A 14,873-nucleotide genomic window follows, 5' to 3' on the forward strand; every position below is an offset into this window, starting at 1 on the left:
GGATTCGGAGGTTTTCGAACTTCACTAGCTTCGCGTCGTAGCTCGTTTGTTTTGGAACCCGATTATGCGAATATAGCAAAGAGGTTGCGACTTACGTCACAACCTCTTATTTTTTCCGGCGTTCTTCCAACGAAACGCTGTCGGCATTGATCCAAAACGGATAATTGATCAGTTTTAAATAAAGATCGTTATATTTACCACCCAATTCACGGCAATCGACTTGGGTTTGTTCAAGCGAGTTAACGGTAATGTGAAGATTATCAGTCCGCCAATGATGAACAAATGGTAATTTAGTCGGGTCGCCGAATTTTCGGGTCGCAACAAAAATCAAAAATAAGAAAATGTTGACCCGATCAACGATGGTGATCTCAATTGGTTGATCATTGTTTGAAAAGTCACTTTCTTGTGTTCGATTTTGAAGGTTAACGATAAATGCACGTTTGTAAAATTTATATTTATGGCCGATTCGCAAGGTTGCACTAAAAGCATCGGCACTATTGTAATATGCTTTGCAAATATCAATGACGTTTGCAAGCCACCGACAGTGCGTTCGCAACCAGTGGTGATGTTCGCGGGACCGAAGATTGGCAAGATTAGCTGCCATTCCAATCGAATAGTTATCTAAAAAATAACCGGTTTCTTCATGATTGGATTCATAGTACTGAATTAATGAATATTGAACCGCTTCGGTTGCATTTAAAATTTGTTTAAGGGCAACGAGGGGATTGGGGGCAATCCCAAGCTGATCAGCAAATTGGTGATGATTGCTGGTGCAGATAAAGGCAAGCGGTAAATCATGAACGTCGGCTTCTTTAATTCCCGTTAATACTTCATTTAAGGTTCCATTGCCGCCAATTACGAGGACAACGTATTTTTCATAGTCGGCGTAATCAAGATTTTTAAGGAAAGCTTGAATATTGGCTTGAGCGTCGCCGGCAACGCTTGTTTCGGCTGCGCGGTAATCCACGGCATGTTCATCTAGATATTTTTGAATTTGTTCCCAGTCTTTTTGGGATTTGCCTAAATTCGCGTGTGGATTTGCAATCACGTAAAATGATTTCATTTTTTCCGCTCCCTTATTGATCTTATCTAGAATAATTATCTCATGTTACAAAAAAATTACAAGCCAAATTATTTAGTCAAATCAATAAAAGAAGGTGTGACAAAACGTTAAAAACGAGCGTGGTGGAAGTAGAAAAACGAACGAATCGCGCAAGCACAGATTCGGAGGTTTGCGTCCTTCCACTCAGCTCGTTTGTTTTGGAACCCGATTATGCGGATATAGCAAAGAGGTTGTGACCTATGTCACAACCTCTTTTACATCTTAAATTGTTACAAGCATTGGTAAGATCATTGGATGCCGTTCTGTTTGTTCATAAAGGAACAATTGCAAATCAGAAATAATGGCATCTTTGATCATTGCTTCAGTGATTTTTTTGTTGTTTTTAAGAACCCGGTTGATTGTTCGAGCAATCCGCCGTTTGCCTTTACTGATCAATTCCCCAGATTCACGCATGTAGATAAATCCCCGTGAAAGAAAATCAGGTCCGGCGATGATTTTATGTTTCTTCATATCGATCGTTGCGACAACGACAACTAATCCTTCTTCTGAAAGGGCCCGCCGATCACGTAAGACAATGTTGCCGATATCGCCGATTCCGGAACCGTCAACGTAAACATCACTTGCATTGAAGTGACCAGCAACCCGAGCAGAATCTGCTGTCAATGCCAAAACATCACCGTTTTCAAGGATGAATGAACGGTCTTGCGGAATATCGCATTCTTCAGCTAATTCAGTATGGATCTTTAACATCCGGTATTCACCGTGAATCGGCATGAAGAATTTTGGCTTGATCAGCCGTAACATTAGTTTCTGTTCTTCTTGACCACCGTGACCGGAAGCATGAATGTTATTGACCTTTCCGTGGATTACATTGGCGCCGGCTTCTTCAAGTTCATTGATTACCCGGTTAACACTGGTTGTGTTTCCTGGAATTGGTGAACTTGAGAAGACGACCGTATCACCAGGTTGAATTGATACCTGACGGTGGGTTCCATTTGCAATTCGACTTAACGCTGCCATCGGTTCACCTTGTGATCCCGTACATAAAATCATGACTTGATTTGCAGGAAGATTATTAATATCCCGTGCATCGACGATTGCATCTTCTGGGATGTCAAGGTATCCTAATTCGCGTCCGTTTACGATTGCAGCTTCCATACTTCTTCCGAAGACAGCAATCTTCCGTCCGCGTTTGATGGCGGCATCAGCTGCTTGCTGAATCCGTGAAATGTTTGAAGCAAAGGTAGCAAAGATGATTCGGCCATCAACCTTTTCAAAAATGTGACGAATTGAATGACCGACCCATTTTTCAGATTTCGTGAAGTTTGGAATTTCGGCGTTCGTACTGTCTGAAAGGAGACACAAGACACCATCTGAACCTAATTTAGCCATCCTTTGCAAGTTCGGCGGCTGATGGGTAATTGGTGTTAGATCAAACTTGTAATCTCCAGTTTCAACGATCGTGCCGGATGGGGTTTTAACTGCAACCCCTAAAGTATCCGGAATCGAGTGGGTCGTTCTGAAAAATGAAACACTCGTTTTTCTGAATTTGAGAACGGTGTCTTCATTGATTTCATGTAACTCGGCTGTCCGAAGTAATCCATGTTCTTCAAGCTTGCTCTTGATCAGTGCAAGGGGAAGGGGTCCCGCATAAATCGGAACATTGATTTCCTTAAGTAAATATGGAATTCCCCCAATGTGGTCTTCGTGACCGTGAGTGATTACAAGAGCCTTAACTTTCTGTTTATTAGCGACAAGGTATTGGAAATTCGGAATGACGTAGTCGATTCCAAGGAGATCATCTTCAGGAAACTTAATTCCCGCATCGATTACGATGATTTCATCTTGAAATTGGACCCCGTACATGTTCTTTCCAATTTCGCCCAGACCGCCGATTGCAAATACAGCCGTCTCATTATTTTTTACTTTAAGCTGTTTCATAGGCTAAAACTCCGTTAACTTAAAGTTCTCGCTTTGCTTTTCATATTCTAAAGTCTTGTCATCGAGGCCTTCGATAAATTCAACGTTGTATTCTGTGTTTTCTTCAACGAGTAACCGCGCTTCAACTTCTGACTTGGCTTCAAGATATAAAGTTTCGGTGTTTTCACGCCGCGGATTGATCCGTTTGGTTGGTTGATAATATACTTTAAAAATCATACTAAAATCTCCTTTAATAATGTATTGTTTTAAAATTACCGAACAAGGATTGCTTACACAATAATTATTTCTATTTTAGCATATTGAAGAAATTAAGTATAGAAAGCAAATCAATTCGGAAATAAATGTTCCAATTTAGTGAATCAAAGCAACGTGTTTTATAATGAAGACGGTAGGTGATTAAAATGCTAAAGTGGATTTTGATAATCATGGTTATTTTGGTTGCTGGGGTCACAATTTTAGTTTGGAAAAATCAAAAGAAAAAGAAGGCTTTGCTTTTAGTTCAAAAAGAAAGTCAGAAGATCACGGATGAAGCTTTTACAGCGGCAATTCAGCAAATTTCGTTAATTAGTTTTGGAAAGCCGATCAAACTGCATTCGGAATTTGTTTCAAATATTTGGGGAAGCAAAGTAACGGCGTTTGAATATTCAATTGAAATTCCCCAAATTGAAACCCAGGATCTTGCTAAAATTAAGAACGAATTAACCGAAAAATTGCAAGCGTACGCAAATGAAAAACATCTTGCTGCGTATAAAGAGCATCCAGTATTTGTTGTATCGGATATTTGGATTTTTGCAGGGGTCTTACACGTTGATGTTTCACACATTACGAATGCTGAAACGTGGTCGTATGTTGAAGATGTTGCTAAATCAGATCGAACAAATTAAAAAGGTTGTGGCTCAGGCCACAACCTTTTTTATCAATTATTCTAAAATCAAAGTTCCTTCAGGGGCGCTGAATGGATTATCTTTATTAATATGGTCAAAGAATAGAATTCCATTTAAGTGATCAATTTCATGTTGAACAACGATTGCAGGATAATCTTTTAATCGTTGAACATGTTCATTCCCGTCAAGATCAAACCAGCGAAGTTTGATTCGATCAGCCCGCGGCACATATCCTGGAACATCGCGGTCAACTGAAAGACAGCCTTCACCTTCTGCTAACGCAGCTTTTTGAACTGATTCACTGACGATCGTTGGGTTAACGAGAACATGTTTAAAAATCGGTTCTTCACCTTCAGCTCCCGGAACAAGGACCGCTGTCATTCGAATTGAACGGTCAACTTGCGGAGCGGCTAATCCGACCCCTGCGCGTAAATGATACTTTTCAGCAATTTTTTCATCTTGACTATTTTCAAGAAATTCCATTAAATCATGGGCAAGTTTTTGATCTTCTTCTGATAAGGGGAAGGTTAATTTTTCAGCCCGCTTGCGCAGTGTTGGATGACCTTCACGGATAATGTTATCCATTGTAATCATGTAAATTTCCTCCTTATTACGATTAATGCTTTACCATTAATCATACCACAAAGTATAATGATTTTAGAGTTATATCTTAAATCTAAAAAGGATGATTGGTGGACATGAAAGAAAATTATGAGTATCCGTTGATGCCGGAATGGTCTAAGGATGAGATCATTACAATGGTTGAGTTTTATGCTCAAGTTGAAGATGCTTATACGACGGGCGTTGCCAAGGACGAGTTCATGAAAATGGTGCAGAAGTTTAAGGCGATTGAACCATCGATTGCAGCTCAAAAGCAACTTGACCGCAAATTCAAGGAATTATCAGGATACAGTATTTATCAAGCAATTAAAACGGTAAGCAACTCATCTAAAGAACATGTAAAGGTGGAAAAATAATGGAATGGCAAGTAATTGACGAAAAAATTAAACGGTGGATGTTTGAGGCGCGCGAGATGATTCTTGCGAGCTTTGATACGAAGCTGGATATCAACACGAAGTCAAACCGCAATGACTTGGTAACCAATATGGATAAAAAAATCGAGAAGTTTTATATTGATCACATTCATGAAAGCTTTCCGGATGCGAAAATCATGGGTGAGGAAAGTGAAAAGGATGCCTTGCAAGATGCTGACGAGCTCTTTTTCGTGATCGATCCGATCGATGGCACGATGAATTTTGTCAAGCAACAGGATAACTTTGCTAGCATGATTGCGGTTTATCAAAATCATCAACCGATTTTAGGCTACATTCTGGATATTCGGAATAATAAACTTTATTGGGGCGGCAAGGCGATCGGCGTTTACTGTAACTTTAAACGGTTAAAGGCGCCGCAAAATTTAACGCTGCGTGACGGTCTTTTAGGAGCAGGTTTACCGATGATTTTAAATGATGAATATCATTTTCAGGAAATTGCGCGTGAAGCTTCCGGAGTTCGCATGTATGGCAGTGCAGGAATTGAATTTATCAATGTTTTAACGGGTAAAACATTGGGGTATGTTTCCCGGTTGCATGCCTGGGATTATGCGGCCGGAAAGATTCTTGCCGAAGAACTTGGTTTAGTTGTTCAGGCGATTGACGGAACGGATATTGATGTGCTATCATCAAAAGTTGTATTAGTATCGACAAGAAGCGCAAACGAGAAAATTAATCAAATTATCAATGCCTAATATTAACTGTGGCGGTGGTCACAGTTTTTTTATGACACTGCTTGAAAATCAGCAAATAATTTTCAAAAAGAATGAAAATGCACTTTTAGGGTCGAAAAAAGAAAATGAAGGGAAGATAAACATTGAAAAGACGCGAAGACATCCGCAATGTTGCTATTATTGCGCACGTTGACCACGGTAAAACAACATTAGTTAACGAAATGTTAAAACAATCTGATACGCTTGATTCGCATACTGAAATTAGCGATCGTGCAATGGACTCAAATGATATTGAAAAGGAACGTGGAATCACGATTCTTTCAAAGAACACAGCCGTTAAATATGGCGATAAGCAAATTAATATCCTTGATACCCCAGGACACGCCGATTTTGGTGGTGAAGTTGAACGAATCATGAAGATGGTTGACGGGGTTCTTTTGGTCGTTGATGCTTTTGAAGGAACAATGCCGCAAACGCGTTTTGTTTTGAAGAAAGCCTTAGAACAACACTTGACACCAATCGTTGTCATTAATAAGATTGATCGTCAAGGGGCACGTCCAGAAGAAGTTGTTGACGAAGTTCTTGATTTGTTTATCGAACTTGGTGCAGATGAAGATCAACTTGATTTCCCTGTAATTTATGCATCAGCTGTTAACGGAACAACTTCAATGGATCCGGATCCATCAACTCAAGAACACACAATGGATCCGATCTTTAAGACAATTTTAGATACGATTCCTGCACCAGTTGATAATTCTGATGAACCATTACAATTCCAAGTTGCAATGCTTGATTACAATGATTTCGTTGGCCGAATCGGAATTGGACGTGTATTCCGTGGAAAGATCAAGGTTGGCGACCAAGTTACAGTTATGAAACTTGATGGTTCACAGCAAAACTTCCGGGTTACAAAATTATTCGGGTTCATGGGACTTAACCAAGTTGAAATTCAAGAGGCTAAGGCCGGCGATTTGATTGCCGTTTCAGGAATGGAAGAAATCAACGTTGGGGAAACCGTATGTCCAGTTGACCATCCGGATGCATTACCATTATTGCGGATTGATCCGCCAACATTGCAGATGACATTCATGCAAAGTGATTCACCATTTGTTGGTAAAGATGGCGATAAGGTTACTGCCCGCAAGATTGAAGACCGTTTAAGAAAGCAACTTCACACTGACGTTTCATTGAAGGTTGAAGATACTGATTCACCAGATGCATGGACCGTTTCAGGACGTGGTGAATTGCACCTTTCAATTTTAATTGAAGAATTACGGCGCGAAGGCTTTGAATTAGCTGTTTCACGGCCAAAGGTTATTTACCGTGAAATTGATGGCAAGCTTTCAGAACCGTTTGAAGCCGTTACAATTGATACACCTGATGAATACACTGGCTCAATCATTGACTCATTGGCACAACGCAAAGGTGAAATGAAGAACATGGAACCAAACGGCAATGGTCAAACACGGTTGGAATTCTCAGTTCCAACCCGGGGATTGATCGGTTACGATTCACAATTCTTATCAATGACACGTGGATACGGAATTTTGAACCACACATTCGATGAATACAAACCAGTTATTCGGAACTGGGAACCTGGACGCCGGAATGGTGCTTTGGTATCAATCAACCAAGGCAAGGCAACAACGTATGCTATCATGGGAGTTGAAGGTCGGGGAACGATCTTCGTTGATCCAGGAACAGAAGTTTACGAAGGAATGATCGTTGGGAAGTCATCCCGTGAACGTGACATTTCAGTAAACGTTACAAAAGGAAAGAACTTAACTAACGTTCGGGCAGCTGCAAAGGACCAAACAGCAACGATTAAGACTCCAGAACACCTTACATTGGAAGAAAGTATGGAATTCTTAAACGAAGACGAATTGCTCGAAGTTACACCAAATCACTTACGGTTGCGGAAACGGATCTTAAATACAAATGCCCGTGAAAAGGCAGCTAAACGTGATAAGCGTGCTAAACAATAATAATTAATGGAAAAGGGTCGCTGCTGCGGCTCTTTTTTAGTTAGCGTTTTGTAAATTTATTGCGAATCATTTTATGGTATAATTTTACAGAATGTTTCAAAATATTTAGAAGGGTGGTTAAGCATTAGGTTATTAATCACTTCTGGACCTAATAAAGATATGAAAAAGATTAGAGAGAAATTGAAATATTTTGATTGGATGCTGTTTATTCCATATGCGATTCTGTGTGTGATTGGAATTGTGATGGTTTACTCGGCAAGTTCGATCAATTTATCATACGTTGGGTTAAACTCAGCATCGTATATGATCAAGCAAGCAATCTATGTTGTTATCGGAATGATTTTAATGTTCTTGCTGGCCCATTTTAAAACCAAATGGTGGGTCAATTCAAAATTCTTAATGGTCGGTTTCGTTATTATGGCAGTGGCCCTTTTTGTTGCAAAGTTCTTTACAAACGCAATTAACGGGGCAAATGGATGGATCCAACTTGGACCGATCAGTATTCAACCATCTGAATTTGCTAAGCTGTTCAATATTCTTTTCTGTGCATATACCTTTTCAAACTGGGCCGATCGGCGTGAGCGCGGATTAGGTCATGGAAATGGACCATATGTTGCACTTGCAATAATTTTAGGATTGATTATTTGGGAACCCGATGTTGGGGGATTTATGATCAACTTCGCAATTATCATGATCATGTACCTCACTTACCGGGATCCCGAAACGAGTAAGTGGAATCGAATCAATAATCAAACGTTTCTGATTGGATTGATTATTCTGTTTGTTATTATGTTACAGGTTCCACGACTTAAGTTCATTCAAGATTTAAGTTCGCACTTTTATCAGATTCAACGGTTTACGGCGTTTTATCATCCGTTCAAATACTCGGCTAGTGTAGGGCGGCAGTTAGTCAACTCTTACTATGCAATTAGCAATGGCGGATTCTTTGGCCTGGGCCTTGGGAATAGTATTGAAAAACGGGGATATTTGCCCGAACCGTATACTGACTTTATTTTGTCAGTTACAACGGAAGAGCTCGGATTTATTGGGGCAGCCGTACTGATCATCCTCTTACTATTCATTATTTTACGGGTTTACTTGATTGGAATTCGGTCGAATAATTTATATAACCGGCTTTTCTGTTTTGGTGTGGGGACGTTTATGTTCGTTGAATCGTTCTTTAACATTGGGGCGGTCATCGGTCTTTTGCCAATCACTGGGGTTACGTTCCCGTTTGTTTCATACGGGGGATCCAGTATGCTGGTTCTTTCGGTGGCCCTTGGAATGGTAATGAATATTTCAGCTAATCAGAAACGGCATACTGAAATTGATCCGTTTGAATATTACAAGAAATAGAGTGAATTGAGATGACAGAATTTGAAGAAAATCCACGTCAAGGTGTGATCGTTTATCTGTATCGGTTACGAAACAGCAGACAATTACGCAAGTTTGGTCAAATTCAATATATTTCAAAGAAAATGAAATACGTTGTCCTTTACATGGATCAAGCTAATGTGGAAGGTAACATTGAACGTTTAAAAAAATTAAAATTTGTTAAACACGTTGAACCTTCAGTCCGGCCATTTCTCCGGGTTGAATATTCCGGCTCGGAAGACGGGCAACATTATGAGATGACTGAAGAAGACCGTGAAAAATTTAAGAAAATGAAGAGTGAAGCCAAATGAGAATTATTGCAGGAAAGTTTGGGGGCCGAAGATTAAAGGCGGTTCCGGGAATGAAGACTCGTCCAACAACGGATAAGGTTAAGGAATCAATGTTTAATATTATCGGTCCGTACTTTGATGGCGGCAATGTCCTTGATTTATTTGCTGGAAGCGGGGGCTTAAGCATTGAAGCTGTTTCGCGGGGAGCAGATCAAGCTTATTTAATTGATCGGCAGTATCAGGCGATTAAAACGATTAAGGAAAACGTGGCGGTTACAAAAGCAGAAGATCAATTTCAAATTTTTAAAACTGATGCTCGCAAAGCGCTGACGAAGCTGGCTGAAAAGCAAATCAAGTTTGATTTGGTATTTCTTGATCCGCCATATAAGCAACAAAAAATCGTTGATGATTTGCTGAAAATGAAAACGTTGGGATTATTAAACTCCAATGCAACGATCATGTGCGAGACTGATCAAAATGCAGGGCTTCCTCAAAAAATTGACGGGTTTGAATTTTTAAAAACCGTGACGTATGGAATCACGGTGCTCACAATTTATCATTATGTAGGTGATTAAAATGAAAGCGATGTTTCCAGGAAGCTTTGACCCAATTACAAACGGTCACTTGGACGTGATTGCACGCGGAAGTCGGATGTTTGACGAATTAGTTGTCGCAATCATGACGAATTCCAGTAAGCATGCGTTATTTTCAACTGAGGAGAAAATGGCGATGGTAACGGACGCTGTTCGACCATATTCAAACGTGAAGGTAGTTGCAATGGCGGATGAACTAACCGTCAAGACGGCTGCTAAATTAGGTATAAATGTTATTTTACGGGGAGTTCGCAATGTTGATGACTTTCAATTTGAACAGCAAATTGCAACAATGAACCGCGAATTAGATTCGAGGATCGAAACGCTCTTGTTGCCAACCTCTCCGAAAGTTGCATCGATTTCATCCTCGATCGTTAAGGAAATCGGCCGGTTTCATGGAGATACAGCTAAATTTTTGCCAGCAAAAGCGCAGGCAATGCTCGAGGTAAAGTTCAATGAAAAAGAAAAGTAAAAAACTAATTATTACGGTAATTTTGGCGGTGATCCTCGTGTTAGCCGTCTTTTTGCCAATTCCGTATTATATTGAAGTTCCGGGGTCAGCTCAGAATATTTCGCAATATATTCAAGTTGACAATCAAACAAAAAAGACTGCTAACCAAGATGGGACGTTGATGCTGGTTTATATTCGTGAAATGCACGCAACGCCGTTATCATATGCGATGAGTTTTTTGAACCCATTTGCTGATCGTGACAGCGCGGCTGACCTGTATCAAGGATCAAACGAAAAGGATTATCAGACTGTTCAACAATACTACATGCAAGATGCAATCAATGAAGCAAAGTATGTTGCTTTTAAAGCAGCTCATAAAAAAGTTGAACGTAAGTATTTAGGCTTATATGTCATGTCAGTAATGCCCAATTCGAGTTTCAAGGGTAAATTACACGTTGGGGATACCGTTGAATCAGTGAACGGAAAGCATTTTGGCGATTCGCAAGCGTATATTAACTACATCAAAGGCTTGCCTCGTGGTTCAAAAATCAAGATCGGGGTTTTAAGCGAATCAAAGCATAAAACGCTGACGGGAATCACGAAACGATTGGGTGACACGCAACAGTATGGGATTGGAATCACCCTTGCAGATCGAACGGAAGTTAAAACGCCGATCAAGGTTCAAGCGAACATGGATGGAATTGAAGGTCCGTCGGCTGGGTTAATGATGTCGTTGCAAATTTATGATGATTTGACCCATCAAAATCTTCTTCATGGACGGAAGGTTGCGGGAACAGGAACGATTAACGCTCAGGGACAAGTCGGTGATATTGGCGGCGCTGATAAAAAGGTGGTTGCCGCATCACGGGCAGGGGCATCGATTTTCTTTGTTCCGGATAATCCGATTCCATCGGTGATCAAAAAAGCGTATCCTGATCTACAAACCAATTATCAAGAAGCGAAAAAAGCTGCAAAGAAGATTCATACAAAGATGAAGATCGTTCCGGTCCGGACCTTTAATCAAGCACTTGAATACTTGGAAAAAACAAAATAAAGAAGTTGAAGAAAGACGATTTGATTTTATCAAATCGCCTTTCTTTTTTCGTAGCTAATAATAGGCAAGCTTCAAGGAGGAAATAAAATGTTGATTGAGTCTCTTCAAGAATTTTGGGAAAAGTACCGGGTTCAGATAATTATTGGTGGATTAGTGGTTGGAATTTTGGCTGTTTTATTTTTGCCGGGTATCGGTGGGCGGTCGAATGAGCAGCAAACGATGACTGATATTCGGCCTCCGGCGATCAGTCAAGGTTCAAAAAAGAGTCAGGTTGGAGAAATGAAGTCCCTCGCCACTTCAACTGGAGATGTTTATGTTGATATTAAAGGGGCTGTTCATCATCCCGGAGCGTATCAAATGGCAACTCAGCAGCGGGTCGGGGACGCGGTTCAAAAGGCAGGCGGTTATACGCCGGAAGCCGATCCTAATCAAGTCAACCTTGCACAAAAAATTACTGATCAGATGGTAATTTATATCCCGCGAAAGGGCGAAAAGATTCCAATTGTCAATTCGACTTCGACCATGAATCCCGGAACAGCTCCAAGTCCAACAGCCACTGAATCAAATTCGAATGGAAAGGTTAATTTAAATACGGCAACTCTTGAACAACTGAAAGGATTAACCGGCGTTGGCGAGAAGAAGGCTCAGAAAATTCTTGAATACCGGCAACAGCATGGACAGTTTAAATCGGTTGAAGAATTAAAAAACGTAAACGGCTTTGGTGAAAAAAGTTTGGCAACTTTGGCAGAACAAATTTGTGTATAAACTTCTTGGTATATAATAATTAATATCAACGGAGGTGTTTTTATGAAAAATCAACGGATTCCTTGGAATCAGTACTTTATGTGTCAGGCAATTTTACTGTCAATGCGCGGAACGTGCAAACGGCTTTCAGTGGGAGCAATTTTGGTGCGTGATGACCGGATCATTGCTGGCGGTTACAATGGTTCAGTTTCTGGGGATGTGCACTGTATTGATGAAGGGTGTTATTTAGTTGACGGCCATTGTTTGCGCACGATTCATGCTGAGATGAATGCGATTTTGCAATGTGCGAAATTTGGCATTCCGACAAGCGGAGCAGAAATCTACGTGACGGATTTCCCATGTTTGCAATGTACAAAGAGCCTTTTGCAAGCGGGAATCAAGAAAATTCACTATTTAAGAAATTATCATAACGATCCATATGCCGTTTCATTACTTAAAAAGAAAAATATCGAGGTTGAACAGGTAAAAATTAATCCTAAATATCTCGAATCAGTTGTTCAAGTTGCTGACGAAAACGCGGAATAATTTTTCGAAAGTATTTTTTATTATTTTATGCCCTTGAAGCGCTTGCGCTTAACTACTGGATTGTTTCCAAAAGTTGGTTGGCATGTTTGTTGTTGATTCTTGTGGTTATTCGAATTGGGATAACGCGATGGCGGTCGTTGATTATTGGCGGGATAATTTTTGGAGGCCTGTGGAGCCTGTTGATGATTCCTACAATTCACAACCTGACCCGGCATTTTGAAAATTATCGGGTCGAAAATCATGTTTATCAGACATATGCTGATCAATTAAAAATTTCTGATGAGATGGTTTCATTTGAGGCGATTGACCAGACTCAAAATAAACATGTTAAGGCAACTTATTTTTTTAAGAATGACCGGGAACGCGAAATATTAAATCGCCAAAAAGGATGCTTATTATTTAACGTTGATGCCGATGTGAAACTTCCAGATCAACCGTCTAATGAAAATCAATTTAATTACCGGCGTTTTCTTCAAAGCCGGAAGATTAATCAAATTGTTCAAATTGCTAAAATTAACCGGATTGATTCCAGTCATTTGAATTTCGGAAATGATTTTAGTCATCAGATTCGAATGCGGATGCTTCAGAATCTTAATCGGTTACCATCCGCGTTAAAAGATTATGCAAAAGCGTTAATTTTAGGCGTTATTGATGATGATTTTCAGGTTACGATTGAGCAGATTCGGAAGCTGGGATTGCTTTATCTATTTTGCCTTTCGGGAATGCATGTCTTTTTTATTCGCAAGTATTTAATGATGATTGGAACGTTTTTTAAAATTCCAATCGAAGGAATTGATTTGATTTTGCTAGTTGGATTTCCGTTTTATTTAATCATTGGCGGTGGAAGTTTAAGCCTTTCACGCGCAATTTGGATGGCGTGGCTTGCAATTTTATCCCGGTTTATATTGAAACGGGGACTAAGCGGAATTGAATGTTGGAGTATTGTGTTGATCGTGAGTTTATTCAGATTTCCCTTAATGTTCTTTTCGCTTGGGGCATTATTAAGTTATTTGATGACGTTTATCCTCTTACTTGCAAGTAGCAAGTCTGCATTTAAAATGAATTTCAAACTGAATAATTTTAGTATCCCGTTGATTTTAAACAGCACGTATCAATGGAATATTTTAACTTCAGGGCTCGCATTTGCTGTTGGGTGGATTTTTGAAAAAATAATCTTTCCAATTACACTTTTGGGAAGCATGGTTCCGGGAATTCGAAACATTTGTAATCAGCTTTTATTACTGGTGAATCAAGGATTTGCTTCTTTAGCTGCAATTCCAACGACAATTACTTTTGGAAAGCTTCCGGGCACGGTGGGCGTTTTAATTATCCTGATGATGTTTCTCATTGAAAATCGCCGGCATCGTTTTGCAAAATGGGTAATTATTGGAATGCTTTATCTGGGAAGCTGGCTTTGGATCGCCTTTCCGCTTAAGTCGAAAGTCATTTATTTTGATATCGGTCAGGGTGATGCAACCTTGATTCAAAAGGCCTTTCAGCATCGCGTGGTTTTGATCGATACTGGTGGTAAATTGAATTATGGAAGAAAACGACCATCGAACCGTCCAACTGCTGGCCAGCGAATTATTGCTAATTACCTTTTAAGCAAGGGATTAACAGTGGTCGACGGTTTGTATTTAACTCATCAGGATACGGATCATATTGGATATATGGCAAGTATTGGAAAGCAAATCAGGTATAATAAGATTTATGTTCCTGCTGGAATGGAAAAATTAGAATCTTTTCAGCAAAAATTGAATCGGTTAAAGCAACCGCTAAAAAAGATCATTCCGGTGACTGATCAGGTTTCGAATAAAGATTTTAAAATTTTGCACCCGTTTGAAGAGGGAAAAGGAACCAATCAGGATTCAATGGTTTTGTATCAAAAAATTGGGAATTATCGGTTTTTATTTACCGGCGATCTTGATCAAGCCGGCGAATTAAAAGTAATTGACCGCTATCCGGATTTAAGAGTTGATGTGTTAAAGTCGGGCCATCATGGAAGTAAAACATCATCTAATCCGCAGTTTGTTGATCAAATTGCGCCCAAGTTGGCAATTATTTCGGCAGGAAGAAATAATCGTTATCATCATCCCAATCAAGAAACCCTCCAAACGTTTAATGAACGGGCCATTCCTTTTTTAAATACTGCTAAAAGTGGAATGATTCAGGTTGAGATCAGCGATTCAAAAATTAACGTAACTGAGGAGCTAAAGAGGTAA

At 39.9% G+C, this 14,873-nt stretch carries 16 protein-coding genes; 12 read left to right on the forward strand and 4 right to left on the reverse strand.

What is annotated here, in order from left to right; genetic code table 11:
- Positions 1 to 106 precede the first annotated feature (106 nt).
- The 3 genes from FC33_RS06200 to FC33_RS06210 form a co-directional block, all read right to left on the reverse strand.
- Positions 107 to 1,063 carry a diacylglycerol/lipid kinase family protein gene (locus tag FC33_RS06200; RefSeq protein ID WP_057827741.1) on the reverse strand — a complete coding sequence of 319 codons (957 nt, stop codon included), beginning with the start codon at positions 1,061 to 1,063 and terminating at the stop codon, positions 107 to 109.
- Positions 1,064 to 1,324: 261 nt separating this feature from the next.
- Positions 1,325 to 3,004, reverse strand: coding sequence for a ribonuclease J1 (gene rnjA, locus FC33_RS06205; RefSeq protein WP_057827742.1), 1,680 nt, complete (start codon positions 3,002 to 3,004; stop codon positions 1,325 to 1,327).
- A gap of 3 nt (positions 3,005 to 3,007) precedes the next feature.
- Positions 3,008 to 3,220, reverse strand: a complete 213-nt coding sequence (locus tag FC33_RS06210) for a DNA-directed RNA polymerase subunit epsilon (RefSeq protein WP_057827743.1) — start codon at positions 3,218 to 3,220, stop codon at positions 3,008 to 3,010.
- A gap of 185 nt (positions 3,221 to 3,405) precedes the next feature.
- Between FC33_RS06210 and FC33_RS06215 the strand changes: the two genes are divergently transcribed.
- Complete coding sequence (locus FC33_RS06215; RefSeq protein ID WP_146993451.1) at positions 3,406 to 3,888, forward strand: hypothetical protein; 483 nt, start codon at positions 3,406 to 3,408, stop codon at positions 3,886 to 3,888.
- Between the two features lie 36 nt (positions 3,889 to 3,924).
- Here the strand turns inward: FC33_RS06215 and def are convergent, their stop codons facing one another.
- Positions 3,925 to 4,482 carry a peptide deformylase gene (gene def / locus FC33_RS06220; protein WP_057827745.1) on the reverse strand — a complete coding sequence of 186 codons (558 nt, stop codon included), beginning with the start codon at positions 4,480 to 4,482 and terminating at the stop codon, positions 3,925 to 3,927.
- 104 nt (positions 4,483 to 4,586) lie between these two features.
- On the opposite strand from def, the gene FC33_RS06225 reads away from it, so the two are divergent.
- The 11 genes from FC33_RS06225 (at position 4,587) to FC33_RS06275 (ending at position 14,873) form a co-directional block, all read left to right on the forward strand.
- On the forward strand, positions 4,587 to 4,865 hold the full coding sequence (locus tag FC33_RS06225; protein ID WP_057827839.1) for a UPF0223 family protein: 279 nt from the start codon (positions 4,587 to 4,589) through the stop codon (positions 4,863 to 4,865).
- Entirely contained in the window at positions 4,862 to 5,635 is a 774-nt protein-coding gene (locus tag FC33_RS06230) for an inositol monophosphatase family protein (protein WP_186806297.1), read from the forward strand. Before FC33_RS06225 ends, FC33_RS06230 begins: the two co-directional genes overlap by 4 nt.
- A gap of 122 nt (positions 5,636 to 5,757) precedes the next feature.
- On the forward strand, positions 5,758 to 7,599 hold the full coding sequence (gene typA, locus FC33_RS06235) for a translational GTPase TypA (RefSeq protein WP_057827747.1): 1,842 nt from the start codon (positions 5,758 to 5,760) through the stop codon (positions 7,597 to 7,599).
- A 159-nt stretch (positions 7,600 to 7,758) separates the two neighbouring features.
- Positions 7,759 to 8,955, forward strand: coding sequence for an FtsW/RodA/SpoVE family cell cycle protein (locus FC33_RS06240; RefSeq protein ID WP_057827748.1), 1,197 nt, complete (start codon positions 7,759 to 7,761; stop codon positions 8,953 to 8,955).
- A gap of 11 nt (positions 8,956 to 8,966) precedes the next feature.
- Positions 8,967 to 9,284 (forward strand): YlbG family protein, encoded by a 318-nt coding sequence (locus FC33_RS06245; protein WP_057827749.1) that lies wholly within the window; start codon positions 8,967 to 8,969, stop codon positions 9,282 to 9,284.
- Positions 9,281 to 9,838 carry a 16S rRNA (guanine(966)-N(2))-methyltransferase RsmD gene (rsmD, locus tag FC33_RS06250; RefSeq protein ID WP_057827750.1) on the forward strand — a complete coding sequence of 186 codons (558 nt, stop codon included), beginning with the start codon at positions 9,281 to 9,283 and terminating at the stop codon, positions 9,836 to 9,838. The genes FC33_RS06245 and rsmD overlap by 4 nt, the downstream gene beginning before the upstream one ends.
- Position 9,839: 1 nt before the next feature.
- Positions 9,840 to 10,328: a pantetheine-phosphate adenylyltransferase gene (gene coaD / locus FC33_RS06255; RefSeq protein WP_307723665.1), complete on the forward strand. Its 489-nt coding sequence runs from the start codon at positions 9,840 to 9,842 to the stop codon at positions 10,326 to 10,328.
- A complete protein-coding gene (locus FC33_RS06260) occupies positions 10,312 to 11,361 on the forward strand; it encodes a SepM family pheromone-processing serine protease (RefSeq protein ID WP_057827752.1) in 1,050 nt (349 codons plus the stop codon). Before coaD ends, FC33_RS06260 begins: the two co-directional genes overlap by 17 nt.
- 87 nt (positions 11,362 to 11,448) lie before the next feature.
- Positions 11,449 to 12,126, forward strand: coding sequence for a helix-hairpin-helix domain-containing protein (locus FC33_RS06265; RefSeq protein ID WP_057827753.1), 678 nt, complete (start codon positions 11,449 to 11,451; stop codon positions 12,124 to 12,126).
- Positions 12,127 to 12,168: 42 nt separating this feature from the next.
- Entirely contained in the window at positions 12,169 to 12,651 is a 483-nt protein-coding gene (locus FC33_RS06270; protein WP_057827754.1) for a ComE operon protein 2, read from the forward strand.
- A gap of 59 nt (positions 12,652 to 12,710) precedes the next feature.
- Entirely contained in the window at positions 12,711 to 14,873 is a 2,163-nt protein-coding gene (locus tag FC33_RS06275; protein ID WP_338033108.1) for a ComEC/Rec2 family competence protein, read from the forward strand.

The sequence above is a fragment of the Ligilactobacillus aviarius subsp. aviarius DSM 20655 genome (assembly GCF_001436315.1).
Lineage (GTDB): Bacteria > Bacillota > Bacilli > Lactobacillales > Lactobacillaceae > Ligilactobacillus > Ligilactobacillus aviarius.